Origin of the sequence: Staphylococcus sp. HMSC13A10, from assembly GCF_001808005.1 — a bacterium.
Lineage (GTDB): Bacteria > Bacillota > Bacilli > Staphylococcales > Staphylococcaceae > Staphylococcus > Staphylococcus pasteuri.
The window spans coordinates 403,398-428,048 of record NZ_KV791856.1; the positions used below are offsets into that span (position 1 = coordinate 403,398).

General features: G+C 30.9%; 28 protein-coding genes. 7 read left to right on the forward strand and 21 right to left on the reverse strand.

Annotated elements, in window-relative coordinates:
• Window positions 1-378: 378 nt before the first annotated feature.
• From HMPREF3125_RS06520 to HMPREF3125_RS13035, 15 genes are all read right to left on the reverse strand, one after another.
• Window positions 379-1,095 (reverse strand): hypothetical protein, encoded by a 717-nt coding sequence (locus HMPREF3125_RS06520; RefSeq protein WP_070452627.1) that lies wholly within the window; start codon window positions 1,093-1,095, stop codon window positions 379-381.
• Window positions 1,096-1,468: 373 nt separating this feature from the next.
• Window positions 1,469-1,975, reverse strand: a complete 507-nt coding sequence (locus tag HMPREF3125_RS06525; protein WP_017636350.1) for an SA0570 family protein — start codon at window positions 1,973-1,975, stop codon at window positions 1,469-1,471.
• A gap of 155 nt (window positions 1,976-2,130) precedes the next feature.
• Window positions 2,131-2,919 carry an alpha/beta fold hydrolase gene (locus HMPREF3125_RS06530; protein WP_029056400.1) on the reverse strand — a complete coding sequence of 263 codons (789 nt, stop codon included), beginning with the start codon at window positions 2,917-2,919 and terminating at the stop codon, window positions 2,131-2,133.
• Complete coding sequence (locus tag HMPREF3125_RS06535) at window positions 2,903-3,625, reverse strand: HAD family hydrolase (protein WP_029056399.1); 723 nt, start codon at window positions 3,623-3,625, stop codon at window positions 2,903-2,905. The genes HMPREF3125_RS06530 and HMPREF3125_RS06535 overlap by 17 nt, the downstream gene beginning before the upstream one ends.
• Before the next feature lie 52 nt (window positions 3,626-3,677).
• Complete coding sequence (locus HMPREF3125_RS06540) at window positions 3,678-4,628, reverse strand: FecCD family ABC transporter permease (RefSeq protein WP_070452631.1); 951 nt, start codon at window positions 4,626-4,628, stop codon at window positions 3,678-3,680.
• 147 nt (window positions 4,629-4,775) lie between these two features.
• Complete coding sequence (locus HMPREF3125_RS06545) at window positions 4,776-5,672, reverse strand: ABC transporter substrate-binding protein (RefSeq protein ID WP_070452634.1); 897 nt, start codon at window positions 5,670-5,672, stop codon at window positions 4,776-4,778.
• Window positions 5,673-5,980: 308 nt separating this feature from the next.
• The gene (locus tag HMPREF3125_RS06550; protein ID WP_070452637.1) at window positions 5,981-7,327 is read right to left on the reverse strand and encodes an MATE family efflux transporter; all 1,347 of its coding nucleotides are present in this window, start codon (window positions 7,325-7,327) and stop codon (window positions 5,981-5,983) included.
• A gap of 215 nt (window positions 7,328-7,542) precedes the next feature.
• Entirely contained in the window at window positions 7,543-8,052 is a 510-nt protein-coding gene (locus tag HMPREF3125_RS06555; RefSeq protein ID WP_029056396.1) for a DUF805 domain-containing protein, read from the reverse strand.
• A gap of 2 nt (window positions 8,053-8,054) precedes the next feature.
• The gene (locus HMPREF3125_RS06560) at window positions 8,055-8,567 is read right to left on the reverse strand and encodes a DUF805 domain-containing protein (RefSeq protein WP_017636357.1); all 513 of its coding nucleotides are present in this window, start codon (window positions 8,565-8,567) and stop codon (window positions 8,055-8,057) included.
• A gap of 177 nt (window positions 8,568-8,744) precedes the next feature.
• Entirely contained in the window at window positions 8,745-9,377 is a 633-nt protein-coding gene (locus HMPREF3125_RS06565) for an endonuclease III domain-containing protein (RefSeq protein ID WP_017636358.1), read from the reverse strand.
• Window positions 9,378-9,467: 90 nt separating this feature from the next.
• The gene (gene argS, locus HMPREF3125_RS06570; protein ID WP_070452640.1) at window positions 9,468-11,129 is read right to left on the reverse strand and encodes an arginine--tRNA ligase; all 1,662 of its coding nucleotides are present in this window, start codon (window positions 11,127-11,129) and stop codon (window positions 9,468-9,470) included.
• The gene (locus HMPREF3125_RS06575) at window positions 11,129-11,542 is read right to left on the reverse strand and encodes a YwiB family protein (RefSeq protein ID WP_070452643.1); all 414 of its coding nucleotides are present in this window, start codon (window positions 11,540-11,542) and stop codon (window positions 11,129-11,131) included. Before HMPREF3125_RS06575 ends, argS begins: the two co-directional genes overlap by 1 nt.
• A 149-nt stretch (window positions 11,543-11,691) precedes the next feature.
• Entirely contained in the window at window positions 11,692-11,817 is a 126-nt protein-coding gene (locus HMPREF3125_RS13030) for a hypothetical protein (RefSeq protein ID WP_017636361.1), read from the reverse strand.
• Window positions 11,818-11,910: 93 nt separating this feature from the next.
• Entirely contained in the window at window positions 11,911-12,303 is a 393-nt protein-coding gene (locus HMPREF3125_RS06580) for a hypothetical protein (RefSeq protein WP_070452646.1), read from the reverse strand.
• Window positions 12,304-12,475: 172 nt separating this feature from the next.
• Window positions 12,476-12,604, reverse strand: coding sequence for a hypothetical protein (locus tag HMPREF3125_RS13035; protein WP_256278076.1), 129 nt, complete (start codon window positions 12,602-12,604; stop codon window positions 12,476-12,478).
• A 391-nt stretch (window positions 12,605-12,995) separates the two neighbouring features.
• Between HMPREF3125_RS13035 and larA the strand changes: the two genes are divergently transcribed.
• From larA to larC, 4 genes are read left to right on the forward strand one after another with little or no spacing between them, the layout of a single operon-like run.
• A complete protein-coding gene (gene larA / locus HMPREF3125_RS06585) occupies window positions 12,996-14,261 on the forward strand; it encodes a nickel-dependent lactate racemase (protein ID WP_046466402.1) in 1,266 nt (421 codons plus the stop codon).
• 28 nt (window positions 14,262-14,289) lie between these two features.
• Window positions 14,290-15,114: an ATP-dependent sacrificial sulfur transferase LarE gene (larE, locus tag HMPREF3125_RS06590; protein ID WP_029056390.1), complete on the forward strand. Its 825-nt coding sequence runs from the start codon at window positions 14,290-14,292 to the stop codon at window positions 15,112-15,114.
• A gap of 34 nt (window positions 15,115-15,148) precedes the next feature.
• Window positions 15,149-15,907 carry a nickel pincer cofactor biosynthesis protein LarB gene (gene larB, locus HMPREF3125_RS06595; RefSeq protein ID WP_070452647.1) on the forward strand — a complete coding sequence of 253 codons (759 nt, stop codon included), beginning with the start codon at window positions 15,149-15,151 and terminating at the stop codon, window positions 15,905-15,907.
• Between the two features lie 16 nt (window positions 15,908-15,923).
• Window positions 15,924-17,102 (forward strand): nickel pincer cofactor biosynthesis protein LarC, encoded by a 1,179-nt coding sequence (gene larC / locus HMPREF3125_RS06600; RefSeq protein WP_070452650.1) that lies wholly within the window; start codon window positions 15,924-15,926, stop codon window positions 17,100-17,102.
• A gap of 68 nt (window positions 17,103-17,170) precedes the next feature.
• Here larC and HMPREF3125_RS06605 read toward each other — a convergent pair whose 3' ends face one another.
• The 5 genes from HMPREF3125_RS06605 to HMPREF3125_RS06625 form a co-directional block, all read right to left on the reverse strand.
• Entirely contained in the window at window positions 17,171-17,677 is a 507-nt protein-coding gene (locus HMPREF3125_RS06605; protein WP_017636367.1) for a YwhD family protein, read from the reverse strand.
• 74 nt (window positions 17,678-17,751) lie between these two features.
• Window positions 17,752-19,050, reverse strand: coding sequence for an HD domain-containing protein (locus tag HMPREF3125_RS06610; RefSeq protein ID WP_070452652.1), 1,299 nt, complete (start codon window positions 19,048-19,050; stop codon window positions 17,752-17,754).
• Between the two features lie 143 nt (window positions 19,051-19,193).
• Complete coding sequence (locus tag HMPREF3125_RS06615) at window positions 19,194-19,670, reverse strand: GNAT family N-acetyltransferase (RefSeq protein ID WP_017636369.1); 477 nt, start codon at window positions 19,668-19,670, stop codon at window positions 19,194-19,196.
• A 248-nt stretch (window positions 19,671-19,918) separates the two neighbouring features.
• Window positions 19,919-20,458: a flavodoxin family protein gene (locus tag HMPREF3125_RS06620; RefSeq protein ID WP_017636370.1), complete on the reverse strand. Its 540-nt coding sequence runs from the start codon at window positions 20,456-20,458 to the stop codon at window positions 19,919-19,921.
• 211 nt (window positions 20,459-20,669) lie between these two features.
• Window positions 20,670-21,608, reverse strand: a complete 939-nt coding sequence (locus HMPREF3125_RS06625) for an aldo/keto reductase (protein ID WP_029056386.1) — start codon at window positions 21,606-21,608, stop codon at window positions 20,670-20,672.
• A 121-nt stretch (window positions 21,609-21,729) separates the two neighbouring features.
• On the opposite strand from HMPREF3125_RS06625, the gene HMPREF3125_RS06630 reads away from it, so the two are divergent.
• From HMPREF3125_RS06630 to merA, 3 genes are all read left to right on the forward strand, one after another.
• Window positions 21,730-22,401, forward strand: a complete 672-nt coding sequence (locus tag HMPREF3125_RS06630; RefSeq protein ID WP_070452655.1) for a type 1 glutamine amidotransferase — start codon at window positions 21,730-21,732, stop codon at window positions 22,399-22,401.
• Window positions 22,402-22,507: 106 nt separating this feature from the next.
• Entirely contained in the window at window positions 22,508-22,951 is a 444-nt protein-coding gene (gene hypR, locus HMPREF3125_RS06635) for a redox-sensitive transcriptional regulator HypR (RefSeq protein ID WP_017636373.1), read from the forward strand.
• Window positions 22,938-24,260 (forward strand): hypothiocyanous acid reductase MerA, encoded by a 1,323-nt coding sequence (gene merA, locus HMPREF3125_RS06640; RefSeq protein ID WP_070452658.1) that lies wholly within the window; start codon window positions 22,938-22,940, stop codon window positions 24,258-24,260. Before hypR ends, merA begins: the two co-directional genes overlap by 14 nt.
• 42 nt (window positions 24,261-24,302) lie before the next feature.
• Here merA and HMPREF3125_RS06645 read toward each other — a convergent pair whose 3' ends face one another.
• A complete protein-coding gene (locus tag HMPREF3125_RS06645) occupies window positions 24,303-24,644 on the reverse strand; it encodes a YuzB family protein (protein ID WP_017636375.1) in 342 nt (113 codons plus the stop codon).
• Between the last annotated feature and the right edge of the window lie 7 nt (window positions 24,645-24,651).

A 24,651-nucleotide genomic window follows, 5' to 3' on the forward strand; every position in this document is an offset into this window, starting at 1 on the left:
CTCTGAAATCTCTGATTTCTTAGTGTTGCCCCGCAAAGATGATTAGATAACTAACGAGTGTTACGATGCTTAGTTATCAATCAGCTACTGCGTGGCATGAGCTTTAGCTCAGGCGTTCCTCTGCAACTTAGTAATTTTATTACTTAGAACTTCTTAGGGCGCTACTCTGAAATCTCTGATTTCTTAGTGTTGCCCCCGCAATGATGATTAGATAGTATTCAACTTACTTTAACCTTATAAATTTCTTGTTACATTTTTTCATTTAAATGTACGAGCCTGGGACATAAAACAATGTCTCAGGCTACATTTAGTGTTCAAATAAAATAAAGAAAAGCCTTCATAAGACTTTTTCTTAATGAAGGCTTTAATATAGATTTATTAACTTTTTGTACGTTCTGATAATTTAATAGTGCAGTAAATAATTAATATCACTAATAAAATCCAAATGACTAATGAGAATATTTGTGCAACATCTGGATTTGAAACCATAGCATCAATCGTTTTTTGACAAACTAACAATCCCAAACCAGTGAATTCTAATTTTCTAAAATAAATTCCGATTATAGCTAAAACAATTCCGACAAAGAAAACAAATTGATGGCCATATATTGATATTGGAATAATCGACCAATTAAAATGGAAACCTTGCATCGTAATGAGTATAATCGCAATTGCTGCTATAATAAATCCAAATATCATTTCAAACCGGTTACTGTAGAGATAGTTCTTTTTATTAATTCTGACATAAATCCAAATTGATATTGGAAAAATAACTAAACAATAAAATAGACTGATACCAGTAATCGCCTGAAATTGAACATACTGTTTATCATATAAATAAGAAATCAGAATAAAATTAATGATAAAAAAGATAATAGGATTAAGTTCAAGAGCAAATAAATTACGTTGAATAATCAATATAATTTGTGCTGGAGATTTACCTCTATATTCTATATAATCTTGGTCTTTGGCTTCTGACTTTTGGATATCTACACGAAACTTTTCTTTTATATCATCAATTAGATTAGGCGACATACCTTTATGACTGAAATAGTCATTGATATTTTCAAGTAAAACTTTATCATTTACCCTCATATTAAGCTCCTTTAATAACACTTTCTTGATGTTCATTTTATTCGATAAACTACTTAAGAAGAAAACTTAAGCATACTATTTTCACTCTATACATAAATTTTAAAATATTAAACACGCTTTAATTACTATCAATATAGCATTGTAACATAATATTTTCGTGATTTCTTTACACTTAAATTTAATTTTATACTAATGGTTAAGTTTATCCTAGATAAAATAAACTAATTTTATTTATTCAAAACACAAAATAACCGACAAACATATATTCAAAATATTGATGTACACCTTTAAAGTTGAACTAAGTTCCTAACTTTATGACATGTATATCATTTATGAATATGTTTATCGGTTATTAGCTATTTTAAACGCTATTTTATTTACCTAAATCCACTCTATAAAGTTTTACATTTTTATCTTTAGGTGAATTTGAGCTAAATTGATAGCTTGCATTTTTATCTTGGATATAACCAAAGTTACCAGTTACTTTATTATAATGTACACGGCTTACAGCACTAGGGCTTACATTTTGTTTAACTGATTTATATGTTGGTCCGTCAGCTTTATTATAAGTCATAGATACACGTGTCACGTGACCTTTATCTTTTTTGCCATCTGCTGTAACTAATAGAACGCCTTTATGTGTTCTAAATTCATAATAGTGTTCTGACCCATTTTCATTATAAGAATAAATTGGATGACTATATTTATTTAAAACACTTTGAATAGACTCGCCTATTTTAACATTTTCTAATGATTGATCGCCTTGAGTGATTTGTTGAACGGTTTGAAGTGAATTTCCAGTTGCTGCTTCAACGTGATTAACGTTTACTCCTGTGACAACTAGACCTGAAACAAGTAATGATGCCATTAGCTTTTTCATAAGCACACGCTCCTTTTTATCAATATCTCTTTCTTGTGCTTACTGTTAGTATACTATAAATATTACTAAAATGACAATAATATTACAAAAACATTACAAATTTCATTCTAAAGTCTTACATAAACCCTTCATTAAACCAATGTTTACATTGTTTATCAACGTATGTGTTGCTTGATAAATGTGGATACATCATCAATAAACTTATGTTCCTCTTCTACAAATGGATATAAACTAGAAGCACTATACACTAAAAATTCTCCGTGTACTATTAAATCTAATACTTCTTTCGCTTCTAATGTTGTTGTTCTTTCTCCATATTCTCCAGCAATAATTAGCGTCGGTGCCTCTACTTCTGAAAATACTTCAGCAATACCCTTAGATTTAAATACCTCTTCGATAGCTTGTATTTCCTCTTTTGTTGAAATAGCATTCGTATCTTCTACATGTTTTAAAAATTTATTCATTTTACGTGGTTTGTAATATTTTTTATTATTTAAAAATTTAGACTGTTCCTCATCATTCCAATTACGTATTTTATGAGCATATTTTCTAAATAATCGTTCTTCAGGTAATTCTCCCTCAACAGATGTAGGATTAACTAAAGTTAATGAAGAAACATAGTCAGGATATCTTACAGCCATATCAGATATAATCATAGTAGCTAGTTCATGGCCAATAAATGCAGCTTGGTCTATGTATATGTAATCTAATAATGCGATAATGTCATCTGAAAACTCTTTAAATACTATGTTTCTAGGCTTATCAGAGTATCCATGCCCTCTTAAATCGATCAACACCACTTGAAATGATTTAGCAAGCTTTTTAGCCAAATTATTAAAAACAGAATAATTATCGTATGCTGTATGAACAAGCACTACAGGATAACCCTCGCCTAACGTATTGTAGTGTAATGTTGTTCCATCATTTCTAGTAAATAAATCCATTAGATTGTTCTCCTTCTAAGTTAAAGTTTTTCGGTAATATATCTAATAATTCTTCGATTGTTGTAATTGTAAAATCTACTTCTTCTTTAAGAGGCTCTATTTCAGCATATTCTTGTTTATACCATACACTTACCATTCCCATGGCACGTGCAGGTGCGACATCATTTAAAGCATCGTCTCCGACATACATAATCTCCTCTGCTTTAACATCTAGTTGATCAATCATATCTTCAAATATTTTTGGATGGGGTTTTCGATAACCTACTGTTTCAGAAGTAGATAAGTAATTAATCACATGCATAATACCTAAAGAATGTAATCTGAATTGCTTTATTTTTGATTTCCCATTAGCTATAACACCAATAAGATAGTCAGCATTAGACAATCTCTCCAAAGTGTATAACGTGTCATAATAAGGAAAGACATAACGATAGAAATGCATCTCAAAGTCATTAAATAAATCTTTCCAAGTTAATCTATCAATATGAAATTGCTTTATAATTTCTTTATACAAATCCGGTTTATCATTATCTTCATCATCATCTAACTCGATAAATTTATTTTTAAAATCAGCGAGCTGTACATGGACAAAATAATCATGAAATCTTTCATATTGTTCTTCTATAAATTTCTCACGTGATTTTACTCGATCTAGCAATGTCCCCTCTAAATCAAAGACAATTGCTTTTATATGACTCAAATCCATCTTAGTAACCTCTTCATAGTTTATTAATTCCTATTTTAGCAAATGAATAGGATTAGCGTAATACTTTATATTGAGATAATAATATATAACATAATACTGGTATACCTAGTAATGCCATGACTATACTGGCTGGTATTTGTATTGGATGAATAACCGTACTTCCTATGAAATCTGCCATTATCATAACAGTAGCCCCAATGATTGTATTCAAAATCATCTGTATTCCTAACTCAAAACGCCAATAATAACGACGGACTAATTGAGGCACAATCATACCTATGAAGCCGATAATGCCCACATAGGCTACGACAACTGCCGTTATAATTGAAGCTATAGTAAGTACTATAAATGTAATACGTTGAACATTTAAACCTAAAGACTGCCCCTTCAATTCACCCAGTTGCAATAATTTAATAGAACGGATTAATAAGGATAAACATACAATAGCTACAATTAATACGATAGCTATCACTATATTATTTTCAATTTCAGCAGAGGCAAATCCTCCAAATAAATAGTTGGCTACTGAATTTAATTTTTGTGGCTTAATTAAAATCAAAATATATAATAAAGCATTAAATAAGGCACCTATCATCAAACCAATGAGTACTAAAACTCGCACAGGATACCCGTGAGATAATGCCATAGTTAGTCCTAACACTATTACAAGTGTAATAAGACTAAAGCCAATAGAGAAAAAAGGAATCCATAAGAAACTTAAACCAAGAAAAAGTGCTAAACCTGAACCAAATGTTGCTCCACTTGCTAACCCCAACGTAAAACTATCAGCTAATGGATTATTAAGTACAGTCTGAAACATTTGACCTGCTAAAGTTAAAGTTGCTCCCGTAAGTACAGCTTCTATCACTCTTGGTAATCTAACTTTCAATAAAATAGTTTGATTAAATGGATCTGATAAATCACCAATTTGCCATACCAAACTTATTAAAGTAATCACTATTAATAATAATGCCCATATTAAAATTGTTTTCAACTTTTTCATTTTATTCTCTTTCCTATTTACAATATAGATATCGTGCTCATCATAACAAATTTTAAATAAAAAAAGTACTAGCCATTCAAGTTACCACCTATCTAAAAACTTTACTTATAGGTCTGACATGTTTCTGCTAGTACTTTTAAATTCATATTATTTTTTATAAATAGCGTCTCTTAATTCTTTTAATCCATCATCAATTCTAGGTCCTGGTCGTGATATTTCGTCACCATTTACCGTTTCAATACGATTGTGTTTTACCCCATTCGTTTTATCGAATCCACCACGTTTTTCTATGATTTTTTTATAATCAGATTGGGGCATTCCTTCAGTTGAAATAAATATATCTGGATTATGCTTTATAATACTTTCTTTGCTTACAGATTTCCAACCTTCAATATCATTAAAGCTGTTTTTAGCTTGCAGTTTGTTTAACATATCATTAAAGAAAGTATGTTGACCTGCTGTGTAAATATCTGGTTTTGATGATACTTCAATAAATACATTTTGTTTTTTATGATGCTTTGGAATAGATTGCACTACTTTATTTACATTGTCTTTCGTTTCTTTGACTAATTGATTCGCTTGTTTTTCTTTATGCGTTAACTTTCCTATAGATTTAAATGTATCGTATGTTTCATCAATTGATTGAGCATCTTTCACATAGACGACCTTAATCCCGTCTTTTTTTAGTGAATCTAATACTTTTCCAGATGATGATTTTTGTGATTCGTGCGCAAGTATTAAATCAGGTTTTGCTTTTAATAACGCTTCTTTATTTAAGTTCATTGAATCAAATTGCTTTTTCCCTTTTTTAACATTTTTAGGGTAATCATCTACTGTAGATACACCTACTACATTGTCTCCTAAACCAAGTTCATATAGAATTTCTGTGTTGCTTGGCATTAGCGAAACGATTCGATGATATGGTGATTTTCCATCAGAAGCTTGTTTATCTTTATTATTAGATGATTTAGAATCATTACCTTGACTGCAACCTGCTAGAATTAAAATTGTAGCTATCATGACTATCCACAAATGACGTTTCATATATTCTCATTCCATTCAGTTTAATTTTTATATGTATAATCTTTCTTTTAATCATATCAAATTCTATACAAATTTCATTAGGTTTTTCATTTTTTCAAAATATAATTTATTTTTACATTGATTTTAAACAAAAATGAGGTTGAGACATAAAGTTTTTGTGCTCTGGGAAACCGATTAACGGCGTCCCAAAAGCAGGATTTTCGGCAGAAGCTCTCACGATTCGACAAAATTTGAGAAACAATTTTGCTCATCGTCCGGTTCTGCTCAAATCCTAAGCGCTTTTGTCCCGACCTCTTTGTTTTAATCTATTACTTATTTTCTTCAGTGATGACTTTTTGATCCCATTTTCCAAATTGATAATATGAGACTGCAAAGATACTACTTATAATAAAACCAATTCCCATACCTATAGCAATACCATTTTGACCAAACATTTTTGAAAAAAGCTCAGTTAATGGAAATCTTAGTATCCAGAATGAGATGATATTTAAAATTAACACTTGATACATGGCTCCTGATGCTCTCACAATACCATTAAACACAAAATTTAAGCCTAAGAATGGATAACAAAGCGCTACAATTCTCAAGTAATGACTCCCAAAATTAACGGCTTCAGGATCTTGAATAAAGAATCTAATTGCAACATCTGCAACTAAAATAACAATTAATGCAATCGTAGTCATAATCATGAAATTATATAATGCAGATACTTTGGCAATTTGTCTAACTCTTTTCCAATCACCAACACCAATATTTTGACCTGCCATACTATTTACTGCCGTTCCAAGTGCCATTGCCGGTAACATGATTAAACTATCTAATCTTTGAGATGCACTAAAACCAGCTACAGTATCTCCACCAAATTGAGTCACTACACTTAAAATAGCTGCATTACCGCCTTGAATAACAGCCATTTGTAGACCGGCTGGTATCCCTAATTTTAATATTAATAACACTTGTTCTATAGATGGTACTTTAGGAATGGTGAAGGGAACTAATTCGTGTTTCATTGAATGATATAAACTATAAATAAATGCTAGACCTTGAGATACAACAGTTGAAAGTGCCGCACCCGCTATGCCTAACTTAAATCCACCTATAAATAATGGGGCTAAAAAAGCATTGAGTACAACAGCTAGAAAAACGATACGCATCGGTGTTTTACTATCTCCAAGCGCACGTGACACAGTATTTACAAAATTATATCCAAATAAGAACAAAATACCTAAAAAGCTTATTTGTAAATAGGTATTTGCTTGCCCTAATAAAGATTCCGGTGTTCCCATCAATAATAATAATTGCTTTGAAAAGATAAATCCAAGTGCACCAAAAATAATTGCCATCGTCGTCATAACAACAACAAAGGCATTCAAATATTGTTTTAAACCTTGATAATCTTTTTTACCGAAAAATTGAGACAATATCGTTAATACTGCGTTATTGAGACCAATAATAAAAGAAAGCATTGTAAGTAAAATCGTCGTTGAAATTGCAACTGCACCTAAAGCATGTGCACCTAATAAATTACCTACCCATAAACTCGCAATAATCTGAAACGAAGATTGAAGAAGGTTTGTAAGCATGATTGGTCCTGAGAAAAAGAATAAAGATTTAAATATATTACCATGTGTAAAATCTCGTTGATTACTTGGCATGAAACCACCCTCATTCATAGTAATTAAACAAGCGACTCGTATTATCATTTGATTATAACTTTTTTATCTTACTTATTCACTAGGATAATGTCAATTTGTAAATATAAGTCCCCTTTTTTAAGAATTAATTTATAGTTGCTGATGAGTTTATACAAAATAAAACTGTATTATAAGCTACAAAGCTCGTAACACAGTTTTAAAAAATTAGTATTTATTTAAGATTGAGTTGTCTCACCTTTAGGATTAGGTCCATATTGGTTTGTTCCTTTTTCACTGTCTTGTATGCAATAGATTAAAGACATAATTGAAATGACAATAGCTAGTATTACAAACGCAAAAGAAATCACACCTAAAATACCAATTAAAATATGGTTATCTTGGTTTATTTGGTAATTAAAATTAAATAAGTTGATAATATTATTACACAATGAAAGAATTGTTAAAATTAGAAAGATAACTGGAATAGTCTTTCCTTTACCTATATCATGAAATCTTCTTACTGATAGTGTAAAAATAACAAAATAAATTAATAAAGCAATCACATTAAATAAAATACCGATTACTATTGTCAAACTACCTGTAATATTAGTTAAGGAACTAAGAATTGCTTCTAGTATAATTAATAAAATAAAATTACCCAACAAGGCCCACCAGAAATCTTTTCTTCGAGTTCGTCCTTCTAATATCAAGGCGTTTTGCCAAGATTTTTTGAATGCATTAATCATAATTAATCTCCTTTATTTTTAACTTTTTTAGGATTGGGACCATACTGATTCGTTCCTTCTTCACTATCCTTAACACAGTAAACTAGAGCCATAATTGAAATGACAATAGATGCTATTGCAAGAATTATTGAGACAATAGCTATAATTATTAATAATGCTACATTTGAATCAGAAATTTGAGAAATCCATTTATAATCCTCACTAATCTGATATATAGGGGATAGTAATGTTAAAACCAAATAGATGATTGGTATTGTTTTTCCTTTACCTATATCATGAAATCGTCTCACTGATATCGAAAACATAGGTATTGCCAGCACAACATAAAATATATAAAACACAATATCGTATAAAACTTTACCATTTTCCATATGTGCAAAAACTAATGCAGCAATAATCGCCATGATTATTAAACAAATAATATTTAATAAAGCACCTAACCAAAAATCTTTGCGTCGTGTCCGTCCTTCACACGTAAAAGCATATTGCCAAAACTTTTTATATGCATTAATCATAATCATTTCTCCTATTTTTTCTTATCTCCTATTATATAATTTATATATTGTTTTTCAAACGTTTTCAAAATAATAGTAATTTATAGTTATGATTAATTTTAAAATGATTATTATATGATTAAAGTTCACAAAATCAAAGAATACCAATACTTATCATAATTCTTTATATACAATATTTTATTCAAAATACGGATCTAAAAAGGTATAATGTGTGCCATTTTTAATATTGAAGTAGTTCTTTCCAAAGTTATCTAACAAAGCATGAAATTCATTAGCATCTTGATTCGTAAAAGTACTTGGTAATTGAATTTCTTTTTTAAACTTATCATAACTATCAGTATTAGAATATCCTAATTTGGCATACAAACGTCTCGTATAACTATCTGGAATAAATTCTATTCCACCAAAAATGTAAACTATTAATACGTCAGCCGTTTCACTGCCGACGCCTCTAATTTTTAATAATTCCTTTCTCAAATCGTCTCCAAATTTTGAAACAATAGCCTCATAATTAAATTGATAATCATTTAACCATGATAATAAAGCATGTATAGCCTTCCCTTTATTTTTATAGAATCCACTCGATTTAATGATTTGTTGTAAGTCTTCTAGTGGTATATCTAAAATGTGTTGTGGATTAAAATTTGTCTCATGTTTTAAAGATGTTAAGGCTAAGTCTGCATTTTTCCAATTTGTATTTTGGACGAGTATTGCTCCTAACATCATTTCTATTTCACTGGCGGCAGGCCACCAATGTTGAGGCCCCATATTTTGATATAGAATGTCATATAACTCTTGTGTGTGTAACAATTTTTCACCACTTTCTAGTTCTTTATATTAAAAATACCCCTATAACCGCAGCTATAAGGGTATTTGAGACAATTTGTTTTATACTATTTACTACATTGTTTCTGGAGCTGACACACCAACTAATGCTAAAGCATTATTTAATGTTATTCTTACCGCTTCTATTAATGCAACATGTGCTTTTGTTTTTTCAATGTCATCTGTAAGTACTTTTTCAGCATTATAGAATTTATGGAAATGAGAAGCTAAATCTTGAATGTAATTAGTCATACGATGTGGTGCTCTTGATTCTGCAGCACTTTCAATCGTAGTTTCAAATTCAGCTACTTTTTTCAATAATTCAATTGCTTTGTCATTAGTAATTTTTGAAAAATCAACATCAGTACTAACCTCAATACTTTGATCTTTAGCTTGTTTCAAGATAGAACAAATACGAGCATGCGCATATTGTGCATAATACACTGGATTGTCTTGAGATTGTTCTTTTGCTAATTCCATATCAAAATCAAAGTGTGTATCTGGGCTACGCATAGTTAAGAAGTAACGCGCAGCATCCACACCAACTTCATCCATAATTTCGCGTAAAGTAATCGCGTTGCCTGTACGTTTACTCATTTTAACTTCTTCACCATTTTGCATTAAACGTACCATTTGCATGATTTGAATTTCTAATCGGTCACTGTCTACACCAAAAGTTTCAAGTGACGCTTTCAAACGATTAATATAACCGTGATGGTCAGCACCCATTAAATCGATTAAAATATCATTTCCACGTTGAACTTTATCAAAATGATAGGCAATGTCAGGTAAGAAATAAGTGTAATTGCCATCTTTTTTAATTAAAACTCTATCTTTGTCATCTTTAAAGTCAGATGTACGTAACCAAGTCGCACCATCTGCTTCATAGGTATAGCCTAATTCATTCATTTTAGCTAATACTTCTTTAATTTCTCCTTTTTCATAAAGAGATGTTTCGCTAAACCAACTATCAAAATGAGTATGGAAATCTGATAAATCTTTTTTCAATTTAGACATTTCATAATCGACACCTAGCTGTCTAAATGTCTTCAAACGTTCTTCATCGCTATAATCTTTAATTTCTGGTTGTTTATCAGCTAAATCTTTACCAATTTCAATAATATCTTTGCCGTTATATCCATCTTCAGGCATTTCATGACTGTTATCACCTAACGCCTCAAAGAAACGTGTTTCGATAGAGCGCGCAAGATTAGAAATTTGATTACCAGCATCATTAATATAATATTCACGTGTGACATTATATCCAACTGCAATTAAAATATTAGCTAGCGTGTCACCAACAGCCGCATTTCGTGCATGACCGATATGTAAATCACCAGTTGGGTTGGCTGATACATATTCAAGTAAAATATTTTTGTTTTTAGATGTTTCTGCATTCCCAAATTGATGTCCTTTTTGGATTGCTTCTGGAATGATGTCAGTTAAGTATTGATTGTCTAGATAGAAATTAATAAATCCAGGTCCTGCAATATCAATTTGTTTAACATGTGCTTTACTAGCATCTAAGTTGTCGACAATCGCTTGAGCAATGTCTCTTGGGTTACGTTTAGCAATTTTAGTTAATACCATTGCGATATTTGTTGAATAATCACCATTCTTTACATCTTTAGGTATTTCAATTTTAATTTCTGGAATATCTTCTGCTAATTCAGCTTTTTTAATACTTGCTTCTATTTCTTGAATAAGCGTCTGCTTTACTTGATCGATAATATTCATTAGCCTAACTCCTTATAATTTATTTCATATTGGTATGAACCCATTTTTTCATCATTTTGATATAGTTCGTAATGTACTTTCAGTTTACCACCATCTGGTGTTACAAAATGTAGAATACTTAACGTTTTAACATTTAATGGAATACGTCCAGCTTGTATATCGTAAAGGGTTGTTGTTTCCACACCTTCTACAAAATGAAAGTTCATATTAATGTCGCCTTTACGGATCAATTTTACGCCGTCGTCCTCTATCTTAATCGTTACATTCACTTTGGCATCATCTATATTTTCGTTATATCTAATGATGTGAGACTGACGTTTGTGCCATGATCCCTCAGTAGTAAAATCAAACTTCTCTTTATCGCCGTTCTGTTTAATAATTTGTTTCGTTTGAATTTTTACATTATTTTCCAATTTACTACTCCCTTATTCTACACAATAATACATGATATTATAGCATAATTGCCCTATTGCTTGTAGTATTGGCCTATTTAAAATATTTAAAAAACAAAAAAATGAGCAAACTATAATTAGTTCACCCACTTAAAGTAAAACAAGTATACTTAAATCAAATCTTCTACTGATTCAATATCAACAATATCACTTTGATACTTATATTTTTCCATTTGATACTTATAGAAATATACGATGCCGAAACTCAATGTTGTAATGAATATTAATTTATTCATGTCTATACCTCATATTCTATAATATTAATTATTTAATTTTTATATTATCATTTTTATATGTATGTGTAAATATACCCTATGCTGAAATGATAACTATTGGAACGCTCCTTCTTTATAAATCACTTTTTCTTTATTTCCATCTATAAACTTGTCATAGTTTTCTTTTTGAAAGTCACTTAGCAACACTTTAGATGTGCCATATTTTAATATACCCGCTTCAGTTACAATTCGCATTTTTCTAAATAACATACCATCTTTAAGTCTTATCTCTATAACAGGTGCATAATCTAAAATATCAGCATCTTTAATTTCAAAAGTTTTAAATGCAATAGTGACACACGCAAACGTATCTTCTCCTAAATAATACACATGTAAGTCTTCTTGCTTATGTTGTCCTACTAAAAATCTACCTTTAACAAAATTTAACTCAGGATATTTTAGTTCTAAATAATCGATTAGTTCATTTTCTTTTAATTTAAATTGCATGGTCTCATCCCCTATATCAATTTTAATTCATTAAAATTCATTAAACTTTCCTATAATAATAGCCATTCATTCTTTTTCAAAATGAATGGCTGAATTTATAGCTGTATTTTATTTTCTTACTAAATTTAACTATTCTACTTCATATGATTTATCTTAAAAGCTATTGGTAAAATTATGCACCTGCATTTGATGCAATAATATATCCTAAAGTGAACCCTAAAATAGTGAATACTATTGCAGCGACGATAATGATAATACCGTGTGTCTTTTTACCTTTACTAATTGTTAAAGCACCAAACACAATTCCTGCTGGACCAAAAATAATTGGTAATACAATTAGTGATAACGCAGAAAATACCCATCCAAGGATTATAAAAACTAATGCATTATTATCTTTTTGTTATTCAGGCATATTTTACCCTCCTTATGTTTATCTATATTAAATATACATTTTTTTGATGAATTTTTTAATACTATTTAATCTTTTTTTTACAATATAAATATAGAAAACAAAATATTAATTCATAAATTTACATTTACATATAAATGAACAATTCAATGGTGGTAATAGTTGTATACTTTCATAAATTAAAATATTGCAATACCTATGATATAATTTAACTATAATAATCAAACAATTCAGAACAAAAACAAGAAGAGATTTCAATGCTTCTACAACGGAGGGGAATATTTTGTTAACAAAAGTATTATATGGGAAATCTGAAATAGATGTTGAAGTTCCTGACGATAGCACAGTCATAGAACCCTTAAATATTGATCCAGTGGAAAACGTAGAGGGAACGATTAAAGATGTATTACAACATCCTACCAACTCGAAGCCCTTAAAAGACATGGTTAAAAGTAGTGATACAGTTTCTATTGTCATTAGTGATATTACACGACCTACACCTAACCATATATTGGTACCGTTATTAATGGAAGAGTTAAGTCATGTACCTCGAGAAAACTTTGTGATTATTAATGGCACTGGCACACATAGAGATCAAACGCGAGAAGAATTAATAAGTATGTTAGGCGAAGACATTGTTGACACTGTTAAAATTGTTCACAATCATTGTAATGAAGAAGAAAGCTTAACAAAAGTTGGCCATAGTCAATATGGTTGTGATGTTTATTTAAATAAAGATTATGTAGAATCTGATTTTAAAATTGTGACTGGTTTTATTGAGCCTCACTTTTTTGCAGGTTTTTCTGGTGGTCCTAAAGGTATTATGCCAGGTATTGCTGGAATTGAAACCATTCAAACTTTCCATAATGCCCAAATGATTGGCGACCCTCGTTCAACTTGGGGAAATTTAGATGATAATCCTGTCCAAAATATGGCTCGTGAAGTAAATAAAATGTGTAAGCCACACTTTATGTTAAACGTTGCATTAAACAAAGATAAAGAGATTACTGCAGCATTCGGCGGAGAAGTTTTTGAAGCACACAAACAAGGTTGTGCCTATGTTAAAGAACATGCCATGTTTAAATGTGATCAAAGATTCGATGTCGTTATTGCCTCTAACTCAGGTTATCCACTTGACCAAAACCTTTATCAAACTGTTAAAGGTATGAGTGCTGCAAGTAAAGTGGTTAAAGAAGGCGGTAATATTATTATGGTTTCTGAATGTGCAGATGGTTTCCCAGATCATGGTAAATTCGCTGAAATTTTCAAAATGGCAGATACGCCTCAAGGTATTTTAGATTTAATACATGATCCTAACTTTTCTGAAGTTGACCAATGGCAAGTACAAAAACAAGCAAGTATTCAAACATTTGCCAATGTATATGTATATTCAGAGTTAACTGACCAACAACTTAAAGACTCAATGCTTAATCCTACATCAGATATCGAAAAAACATTACAAGAATTAGAAGAATCGTATGGTCGTCCATTAACGATTGGTGTCATGCCTCAAGGTCCATTAACAATTCCATACGTAGAAAATGAATAATTTAAATTACTTATAGGAGGAATTCAACATGACTAATATAAACAATAAAGAAGAAAAATTAGATCAATTATTAAACAATATGGGAAGTGTAGTTATCGCCTTTTCTGGTGGTGTAGATAGTAGTCTCGTTCTAAAAAAAGCAATCGACAATTTAGGAACTGAAAATGTAATGCCTGTTGTAGTAAAATCTGAACTTTTCCGTAATGAAGAATTTGACCAAGCTATCGAACTTGGTAATAGCTTAGGTATTCATGTAGTAGAAGCTGAAATGTCTGAATTGAATGATGAAAATATTATTAAAAACACACCAGAAAGCTGGTATTATAGCAAACGTTTGATGTATAGCAATTTAGAAGATATCAGAAAACAAGTCGGATTTAACTATGTTATCGACGGAATGATTATGGATGACTTAGAAGATTTCCGTCCTGGATTAAAAGCTAGAGAAGAATTTAATGTTCGAAGTGTACTTCAAGAAGCTGAGCTATACAAATCTGAAGTACGTGATTTAAGTCAACAACATCATTTACCAGTTTGGAATAAACCAGCATTATGTAGTTTAGCTTCAAGAATTCCATATGGTGAACCTTTAAGCTTTTCAAAAGTAAATAAAGTTAATGAAGCAGAAAAATATATTCTAAGTCTAGGCGTTAATAATGTTCGTGTACGTTATCATCAAAATATAGCACGTATTGAAGTAGAAGATGATGCGTTATCTACAGTTATTCAAAATAAAACAAATATTACATTAAGACTTAAAGAGCTAGGATTTGACTACGTAACTATCGATTTAGAAGGTTATCGTACAGGTAGTATGAACGAAGTTATAAACACTAAGTCATCTGAATTTTAAGTATTAATTCTAATAATTATAAGGATGTCAAAATATGAAAGATAACAACGAACAACTAGAACAAATTCTAAATAAAGTTCACAACAATCAAATATCTGTAGAAGAAGCGAAAGCCCAACTCCGTCATTACGACGAATTGGGCTTTGCTAAAATCGATTTACATCGTGCACAAAGACAAGGTTTCCCTGAAGTCATCTTTGGACAAGGTAAAACTAAAGAACAAATTGATCAAATTATCGAAAGTTTACTTAATACCAATCAAACTATTCTCGTAACTCGAGTGAATAATGACAAAGCGCAATATATTATCAATAATCATCCACAATTACAATATCATGATTTAGCACAAATCATATCTAGTCCAATTGATGCTATACCTAAATCAAACGCGTACATTTCAGTATTATGTGCTGGCACTTCGGACTTACCTATCGCTGAAGAAGCAGCCTTAACAGCAGAAGTCATGGGTACAAATGTTCAAAGATTTTATGATGTAGGTGTTTCAGGTATTCACCGCCTTTTTGAACATATCCAAGATATACGTAAAGGTCACGTTTCAATTGTTATAGCAGGTATGGAGGGTGCATTAGCTAGCGTTGTCGGAGGATTAGTGGATCATCCTGTTTATGCAGTTCCTACTAGTGTAGGTTACGGTGCTAATTTAAATGGTATAACAACATTATTATCAATGATTAATTCATGTGCGCCTGGAACAAGTGTACTTAATATAGATAATGGTTTTGGTGCTGGTTATAATGCTTCGATGATTATAAACATGTTGGAAAATAAATAGAAATGGAGACACTAATATGAGTAATGCATTGTATTTAGATTGTCATGCTGGTATTGCTGGTGACATGCTATTATCCGCACTTGTAGATATAGGTGCTAACCCTCAGGAAATTGAAAATGAATTAAAAAAATTACCCATCGATACGTTTTCATTACATTTTAATAAAGTAATGAAGCAAGGCATACAAGCCACGTCACTGAAAATTGATTTTGAAGAATCACACCATCATCGTAAAGCTTCTGATATATATAACATTATAGATAATAGTACTTTAAATGATAGAGTTAAAACGCGTAGCAAAGCTATTTTCAATGTTATTGCACATGCTGAAGCTAAAATACATGGTATGTCAGTAGACGAAGTTCATTTTCATGAAGTAGGCGCTATGGATTCAATCATTGATATTATTGGAGGCTGTATTGCTCTAGAACTTTTAGACATAGATATTCTTTATTGCTCACCTATTCCAACAGGAAATGGTCGAATAAAAATCGCACATGGTGTTTATCCAATTCCAGCACCAGCTACTGCAGAAATATTAAAAGGAATACCTTTAGCACAGTTTAATGTATCTAGTGAATTAACTACACCTACTGGGGCAGCTTTTGCTAAAAGCCTTGTAAATTCGTTTGGTACATTTCCTGCAAATACAATGAAGAACATTGGTTATGGAGCCGGAACCAAAGAATTCGACTTTCCAAATGTGTTAAGAGTCATTCAATTTGAAGTGCTAGATCAACAAAATGAAGCTGACCAGGTACAGGTCATAGAATGTCAAATTGATGATATGACCGCTGAAATGTTAGGTGATATAATGGAAAATACTGTAAATCAAAAGGTATTGGACATATTCTACACACCAATTATTATGAAAAAACAACGCCCTGCTACTCAACTTACAGTTATTTGTAAACCAGATTATAAATCAACTATTGAAGATTTCATACTTACACATACATCAACATTAGGTGTTAGAAGCTATACAGTTAACCGTCGTATTCTAAGTCGTCAATATCATGATATTGAAACACCTTATGGCAATGTGTCAGTTAAATTAGCTTATAAAAATGATGAATTAATCAAAGCCAAACCAGAATTTGATCAAATCAAAGAAATCGCCAAAAAGTATAATCAAAATATCCAAACTATTTACCAACAAATAACTAAATGTATGGTTGAACAACTCAATTTATAATATAAAAATAAACCAACAACTACACATCATCAAAGGATGATTTTGAAAGTTGTTGGTTTATTAATTATTTATTCAAATGCGTCAAATAATTCTTTGCTTGAGTTATTCCACATATCTTCATTATGATTTTGTAAAAAGTCTTTAAGTACTTTTTTATTCTCTTTACCAATATGATCGATAATAATTTGATGTTTCATAGATTTATCCATCATGTTCACATGTTCAGGCATACTTTTATACCCACGACGAATGCTTTTATTTACTAATAAATAGCATCCCGTTACACCAGCGTAATATGGGCCATGTTCTCCTCTTTCAGTAGTAACCCAACAAAGCCAGTATTCTTTTGCTTCTTCGCCTTCTACTTCTGATTTGTCGGTAATCCATTTAACACCTTTTTCAACTTTAGCACGTGCATGCATGCCACCAATATCAATAAAAGCTTCTTGATTTGCAACATCTATAAATACTGGCGCAATATTATCTAAAGTAATTGAACCAATATTGGTACCTTTATGTCCATCTAAGGGATCATTTTTAATAATATTAAAATTAAAACCTTTCTTTTCTGACACGTAGGCCACCTCCTCTGACAATTTCCAACTGAATTCTATATTAAATGAGCAAACAATTTCTATCAATCGATTGATTAATTTAATTCATTTAAAAGATTAATAATAGAACCTTTTATCTCTTCATCCTTAATATTTAAAATCAATTCTTTTGGATAATATAATTTATAATCTTCTCTATTAATTCCTGTAATACTATTAATGACTAATGATTGATTACTAATCTCTCTAATTGAACCATCTCTTCTTAGTAAGTGAATGGGTTTACGATTAGAACCTGGTCGATCATAATCGTAAGGTAAATCTGAAAACGACTCGCTCACAAAGTAATAATTAGGATTAATTCCTCCCGCTTCAAATAACTCTTGAAGTTCTGAAATTGTTATTATTGAGCCGTCAAACGGAATATATTTAAATAAATCACGATTAATAAAACGACGTGATAAATCACTCAAAATCATGTCATCTTCCTCGACCCATTTTTTCAAATAATAGATAACAACTGCTTCGTCTAAATCAACATATTGTTGAATTGTCATTGTCCCTTCGAAAAATGGTATAAAATCTTCAGGTGATTTCTTAAATTGATACCCTTCATTATATAGTTGTTTAGCTCTTTTCAGACAGTTATTTAATAATACCTCTCCACCTCTGCTGACAGGATGGAAATATATTTGCCAATACATTTGATAACGACTCATGATGAAATTTTCAACTGCATGCATACCACTTTCTTTAATTAAAACTTCATCTTTAGAAGGTCTCATCAAACGTAAAATACGTTCCATATCAAAAGCACCATATGATACTCCAGTAAAGTAAGCGTCACGTTGTAGATAATCCATTCGGTCTGCATCAATTTGTGATGAAATCATAGATATGACTAACTTATTATCGTGAGTCTTATTAATTACATCAGCTACTTGTTGTGGAAATGTAGCTGAAACACGACTCAATACTTCATTTACTTCTGTATTTCCGGTAATAATTTCCTGAGTAAACGCTTCATGATCTGTATTAAAAATCTTTTCAAAGCTATGTGAAAACGGTCCATGACCTAAATCATGTAACAACGCAGCACACAAGGCAAGAGGACGGTCTTCGTTATCCCATGCATCGCGACCTTCAAATGTTTCATCTATCATACGACGCACTATTTCATAAACACCTAGAGAATGTCCGAATCGACTATGTTCAGCTGTATGAAAGGAAAGATATAATGTGCCAAGTTGCTTAATTCTACGTAATCTTTGAAATTCCTTTGTCTTCACTAAATCCCAAATCAATTGATCTTTAACATGTATATACCTATGTATAGGATCTTTGAATACCTTTTCCTCTGCAAGTTTCGTCGTTGCATACGATGATTGTGTCATGAAATACCTCCTTTTAAAGGGAGACATATATTTTTTTGTCCCCTAACATTTACTCTATAGACTCTATTCAATTTAGTAAGTAGTCATAATCATTGATAGCATACATTCATTGTAATTTTCTTTAAAATAAAAATAATTGTGAACTAAAAGACTTTCTTCATTAATGCTAAATTCATGACTTCCCCATACATTTCTGGTTGATAAGATCTTATAATTTCAAACCCTTGTTCTTTATAGAAATGAATACCTTCATCATTTTGATTATCAACTTCTAAGAAAACCGTGTCATACTTCCCTTTAAATGACTCTAAACCTTTTTCTAATAACAACGTACCATAGCCTTTATGTTGAGACTCAGGATGTACATAATGCGCTGATAAATATAATTCTTCACCATAAATAAAATTGGCAAAACCTACAATTTCTTCATCTTCTTCTGCAACTAAAAATAATTGCTCTTGCATTCTTTTCTTTAAATGTTCTTCGTTATATGACGCTGCTAATAATTCATTGATTGTGCTAGCAGCATAAATATTTAAATACGTATTATACCAAGCTTTTGTTGCTACATCTCTAATCGCTATCGCATCTGTACTTGTTGCTTCTCTGACTCTATGCATTTTTGTCTCCCCTAACAATTACAAGTTATTAATAAATGCATTATATCATATATGTATCGTATTCATTTAACGCAGCGTATTTAATTTTATATACTTATATATTTTTTAAAATTATCTATGAAAACAACTCATAAAAATTCATATTTTGTATTCTTCGTATTGTAAGAAGTACTATAAACATAACAAAGCCCTTCACTAATACATAAGCGAAGGGTCTTATATTGTACTACAAGTTATTTACATTAATTCTATTGTTTGAATAAATGATTCCATTCTCTCGCTCTTTCTAATGCGTAATTGTCTTTCATGATATCGCCAGGTCTTTCAGCTGTACCAATAATGTAACCAGCGAGTTCTCCGCCAATAAATTCTAATGTATATTTCATTTGATCAACACAAGGTTTAGACTTCACTTTTGGACAGTCTCCACCTACTAATATTAATCTAAAGTCTTTTTTAGACATTATTTCTTTAAAATCTGAATATCTTTCATCTACCATTGTTTCTGACCAATGATCAATAAACGCTTTTAATGATGCTGATAAACTATACCAATAAATTGGCGACGCAAAAATGACAACATCACTTTCTAGCACAGTTTTAATTAATTGTTCATAATCATCTGGATATGAATCTATCTTCTTATCATTATGACGTACATCTCTTACTGGATTTAATTGATATTGTGTAACGTCTATCCATTGGTGTTCAACATTTTCTAATGCGTATTGCGTTAATTGCGCTGTGTTTCCTTCTGGACGACTGCCACCGAATAAAACTGTAATCATTACCCTTTCCTCCTTATCTATTATTCTTTAAGTAAGTTGCTCAACTATTCAATATGTTTTTTTACCCGTTAAAGTTAAAAATATGTATCAGAGAATGAAAAAATTTTAACTATTATATCTAATCAATTGGAATTATATAAATTTAAAATATCCCGTAAATCGCCAATATTTAGCTTATTTACGGGATTAATTTTAAAAAAGGTTGGTTTATTTATTTGTTAATTGGAAATAGAGAATCGATTTTATCAATTTCGTCTTGTGATAATTTTACGTTAGCCGCTTCAATATTTTCTACCACTTGTTCAGCACGTTTCGCACCTGGAATAACAACATCTAACGCTGGACGAGTAAGATAAAATGCTAACACTACATTAGCTATAGTTGTATCATGAGCTTCAGCAATATCTGTAAGCTGTTTTACTCGACGTACATTATCTTTAAATACCTCAGGTTTAAAGTCTCTTCTTGTCGCACGATGATCTTCAAATGTTGTATCTTCATCATATTTACCCGCTAGAATTCCAGACGCTAATGGGAAATATGGCACGAATGTAATTTGATTATCAGCAGCGTATGCCATCACTTCTTCATTTTCTCTATGCAATAAATTATATTCTAATTGAACAACATCTACTAAACCATCTTTATTTGCTTCTTTTAATTGATCTAATGTGAAGTTAGATACACCGATTGCTTTAATTTTTCCTTCTTCTTTTAATTCTTGTAATGCTGCAACTGCTTTATCTTTTGGCGTATTATCATCTGGAAAATGAATATAAAATAAATCAATATAATCTGTTTGAAGACGTTTTAAACTGTTTTCAACTTGTTGTTTAATAAACTCTGGATCATTATTTTGATGTACATCATTGTTTTCATCGAAGTAATGAGAACCTTTCGTAGCAATTTTGATTTGTTCTCTTGGATATTCTTTCACAACTTCTCCAACTAATTCTTCAGAACGTTCAGGACCATAAATAAATGCTGTATCTAGTAAGGTAATTCCATTATTAATCGCTTGTCTAACAACTTCTTTACCTTGTTCTTCATCTAAATTTGGATAAAGATTATGTCCACCTACTGCATTAGTACCTAGTGCAATTGGAAATACTTTAACATCTGATTTACCTAATGTTACTTCTTGAGCCATTCTATTCATCTCTCCTTCAGCGAATTGTATTTTAATGCTTTATGTTTACCCTAAAATTAAACGTATCATTCATATAGTAATATTTGATATTATAAAGTAACTATGAGAAGGAGTTGATTAAATGAGAATTAATGTTTTACAACATACACCAAATGAAGGTGTAGGAGCTATTGGTGATTGGGCAAAAGAAAATAACCATGACTTATATATCTATCATCCCTATTTTTATAACGGTGTATTACCAACTGCAGACGAAACAGATTTACTTATTATCTTAGGTGGGCCTATGAGTCCTAATGATACAGATGAATGGATTTATAAAGAAAGAGAACTTATAAGAGACTTATTAAAAGTGAATAAGCCAATGTTTGGAGCTTGTTATGGTGCACAACAAATTACAAAAGCGATTGGCTACACAGTAAGTAAATCACCAGTGAAAGAAGTTGGTTGGGATAAAGTTTACCTAGAAACTGATACTATTCCATACTTACCAAAAGAATTAATGGCTTTACATTGGCATGAAGAAATGTTTCAAATACCTAAAAATGCCGAGCTATTATTTTCAAGTGAGCATTTAAACAATCAAGGCTTTCTACTAAATCAAAATGTAATTGGATTACAATTCCATTTTGAACCAGGGCCTTACGACGTTAAAGAAATCGTTATTAATGACTATACTTATGCAGTTGATTCTGTATTAAATCAAATGCCTCAAGAGATTATTAACTATGATGTACCTGAGGAAAATAAAGAAGTCATGTTTAAATTATTAGATTTCATAACGCAATCATAAGATTAATTAAAAATCGTACTTTTAATCTCTTCAAATTTATACCCATTGACTATTAATTAATTTTTTTATTTAATGTAACTATAACAGTTACATTTTGGAGGATGTTATGAACTTAGAGTTTAATATTGCGATTCATGTGCTCGCTTTCTTAACAAAACATAATCATCAAAGATATCACAGTACAGCATTAGCAGAACTTACTTGCATTAACCCTGTTCAATTACGACGAGTTGCAACGCTTCTTACCTATCACGATTATATTGTCACCATTCGTGGAAAAAGTGGTGGCTACCAGGCTAATGATATGACAAAACATGTTAAACTGTCTGACTTATATCAATACTTTGTGTTAGATAAACAACCTAATCAAAAACGTATTTTTACAGGGAAGCAATCAAGTCATTGCATCATAGCAAGACATATTGCCGATACAATGACATACCATCAAAACCAAGAAGCAAATCATATATTAAACTACTATAGTTCTATAACTATCCAAGATATAGTTCATCAAATACAACAGGAGGACAACATCAATGAACAAATATGATCTAATTATTATTGGATTTGGTAAAGCTGGGAAGACATTAGCAAAATTCGCAGCAGCACAAGGACAACAAGTCGCAATGATAGAGCAATCAAAATCTATGTATGGTGGCACCTGTATCAATATAGGGTGTATCCCATCAAAAGTACTTGTTCATGACGGGATTGCAGGTACAAAATTTGATGATGCATTTTCAAGAAAACAAGAAGTTGTACAAGCATTAAATCAAAAAAACTATCAACTTTTAGCAAGCGATGAAAATATAAGTGTATTAAATTATAAAGCGCAATTTAAGTCGAATACTGAAGTTCATTTGTTAGATAAAAATAACAACATCATTAAGACTATTACAGCCCCACATATCGTTATTAATACTGGAGCTAAAGCAAATATTCCTAATATTAAAGGTATCAATAATGCTAAACATCTATTTGATTCCACTGGTTTATTAGATATATCTTATCAACCTAAACATTTAGTAATCATTGGTGGGGGTTATATCGCTTTAGAATTTGCCTCTATGTTTGCTAATTTAAATACTAAAGTAACCATCTTAGAACATGGTTCAAAATTAATGCCTAGAGAAGACCGTGACATCGTTAATGCAATTATTAATGACTTAGAGAATAAGGATGTTACTATTTTAACTAATGTTAATACGACTGAATTGATTGATGATGTCGACAAAACCATTATTAAAACCACTCAAGGAAACTTTGAATCTGATGCTGTATTACTTGCGACAGGACGTAGACCAAATGTCGATTTAGGATTGGAAAATACTGATATCCAATTAACTAAAGATGGTTCAATAGCAGTGAACGAACATCTACAAACATCAGTAGCACATATTTATGCAGCTGGTGATGTTAAAGGTGGCATGCAATTTACTTATATATCATTAGATGATTATCGTATTATACAATCTCATCTTTATGGAGGTGGAAATCGTACAACAGAAAATAGAGGTTTCATACCTTATACTATGTTTATAGATCCACCATTATCTCGAGTTGGAATGACTAGCGATCAAGCTAAATTAGCAAATTATAATTATATAGACAAGCTACTTCCCGTCAATCAAATTCCTAGACATAAAATTAATAATGACAGTCGAGGATTATTTAAAGTAGTCATTAATAAAGAAAATCATCAAATTTTAGGTGCATCATTATATGGTAAAGAATCAGGAGAAATGATCAACCTAATTAAGTTAGCAATGGATCAAAACATTCCATATCAAGTTTTAAGAGATAATATCTACACACATCCAACAATGACAGAATCATTCAACGATTTGTTTAACATATAAAGAAAGAAGCCATCATTCGTTAATATGATGGCTTCTCTACTATTATTTCAATGCTTTTTTCTTTTCAAGTTTTTCTTTTAATTTTCTATCTTGTTCTTCTTTACGTCTTTTACGTTCTTCATTACGTTTTCTTAAACGTTCTTCTTCTTCAGGATCTCGAGGTTTTTTCAGTTGTTTAGTAACCTTTTCAATTAATTCCTCTTCAGTTAAAGCAGCTAGTGGACGATTATTTACGAATGCAAAAGTCTTACGTCTACCCGGACCACAATATGACTGACAACCTATTTCTATTTCAGCTTCAGGGTCTAACTTTTCTAATTTCTTTTGCAAAGTTTTAACGTTAACTGCCTGACATTCATCGCATATTAAAAATTTATTTTTCATATTGTCA

Coding starts and splice junctions, on each gene's coding strand:
- HMPREF3125_RS06545 (WP_070452634.1), bottom strand. CDS start 5,672: ATGAAACGTCATTTGTGGATAGTCATGATAGCTACAATTTTAATTCTA.
- HMPREF3125_RS06555 (WP_029056396.1), bottom strand. CDS start 8,052: ATGATTAATGCATTCAAAAAATCTTGGCAAAACGCCTTGATATTAGAA.
- HMPREF3125_RS06540 (WP_070452631.1), bottom strand. CDS start 4,628: ATGAAAAAGTTGAAAACAATTTTAATATGGGCATTATTATTAATAGTG.
- HMPREF3125_RS06645 (WP_017636375.1), bottom strand. CDS start 24,644: ATGAAAAATAAATTTTTAATATGCGATGAATGTCAGGCAGTTAACGTT.
- HMPREF3125_RS06525 (WP_017636350.1), bottom strand. CDS start 1,975: ATGAAAAAGCTAATGGCATCATTACTTGTTTCAGGTCTAGTTGTCACA.
- HMPREF3125_RS06520 (WP_070452627.1), bottom strand. CDS start 1,095: ATGAGGGTAAATGATAAAGTTTTACTTGAAAATATCAATGACTATTTC.
- larE (WP_029056390.1), top strand. CDS start 14,290: ATGACTAATATAAACAATAAAGAAGAAAAATTAGATCAATTATTAAAC.
- HMPREF3125_RS06580 (WP_070452646.1), bottom strand. CDS start 12,303: ATGCAATTTAAATTAAAAGAAAATGAACTAATCGATTATTTAGAACTA.
- HMPREF3125_RS06610 (WP_070452652.1), bottom strand. CDS start 19,050: ATGACACAATCATCGTATGCAACGACGAAACTTGCAGAGGAAAAGGTA.
- HMPREF3125_RS06530 (WP_029056400.1), bottom strand. CDS start 2,919: ATGGATTTATTTACTAGAAATGATGGAACAACATTACACTACAATACG.
- HMPREF3125_RS06630 (WP_070452655.1), top strand. CDS start 21,730: ATGAGAATTAATGTTTTACAACATACACCAAATGAAGGTGTAGGAGCT.
- HMPREF3125_RS06550 (WP_070452637.1), bottom strand. CDS start 7,327: ATGCCAAGTAATCAACGAGATTTTACACATGGTAATATATTTAAATCT.
- HMPREF3125_RS06615 (WP_017636369.1), bottom strand. CDS start 19,670: ATGCATAGAGTCAGAGAAGCAACAAGTACAGATGCGATAGCGATTAGA.
- HMPREF3125_RS06560 (WP_017636357.1), bottom strand. CDS start 8,567: ATGATTAATGCATATAAAAAGTTTTGGCAATATGCTTTTACGTGTGAA.
- HMPREF3125_RS06625 (WP_029056386.1), bottom strand. CDS start 21,608: ATGGCTCAAGAAGTAACATTAGGTAAATCAGATGTTAAAGTATTTCCA.
- HMPREF3125_RS06620 (WP_017636370.1), bottom strand. CDS start 20,458: ATGATTACAGTTTTATTCGGTGGCAGTCGTCCAGAAGGAAACACAGCG.
- argS (WP_070452640.1), bottom strand. CDS start 11,129: ATGAATATTATCGATCAAGTAAAGCAGACGCTTATTCAAGAAATAGAA.
- merA (WP_070452658.1), top strand. CDS start 22,938: ATGAACAAATATGATCTAATTATTATTGGATTTGGTAAAGCTGGGAAG.
- larC (WP_070452650.1), top strand. CDS start 15,924: ATGAGTAATGCATTGTATTTAGATTGTCATGCTGGTATTGCTGGTGAC.
- HMPREF3125_RS13030 (WP_017636361.1), bottom strand. CDS start 11,817: ATGAATAAATTAATATTCATTACAACATTGAGTTTCGGCATCGTATAT.
- HMPREF3125_RS06535 (WP_029056399.1), bottom strand. CDS start 3,625: ATGGATTTGAGTCATATAAAAGCAATTGTCTTTGATTTAGAGGGGACA.
- hypR (WP_017636373.1), top strand. CDS start 22,508: ATGAACTTAGAGTTTAATATTGCGATTCATGTGCTCGCTTTCTTAACA.
- larB (WP_070452647.1), top strand. CDS start 15,149: ATGAAAGATAACAACGAACAACTAGAACAAATTCTAAATAAAGTTCAC.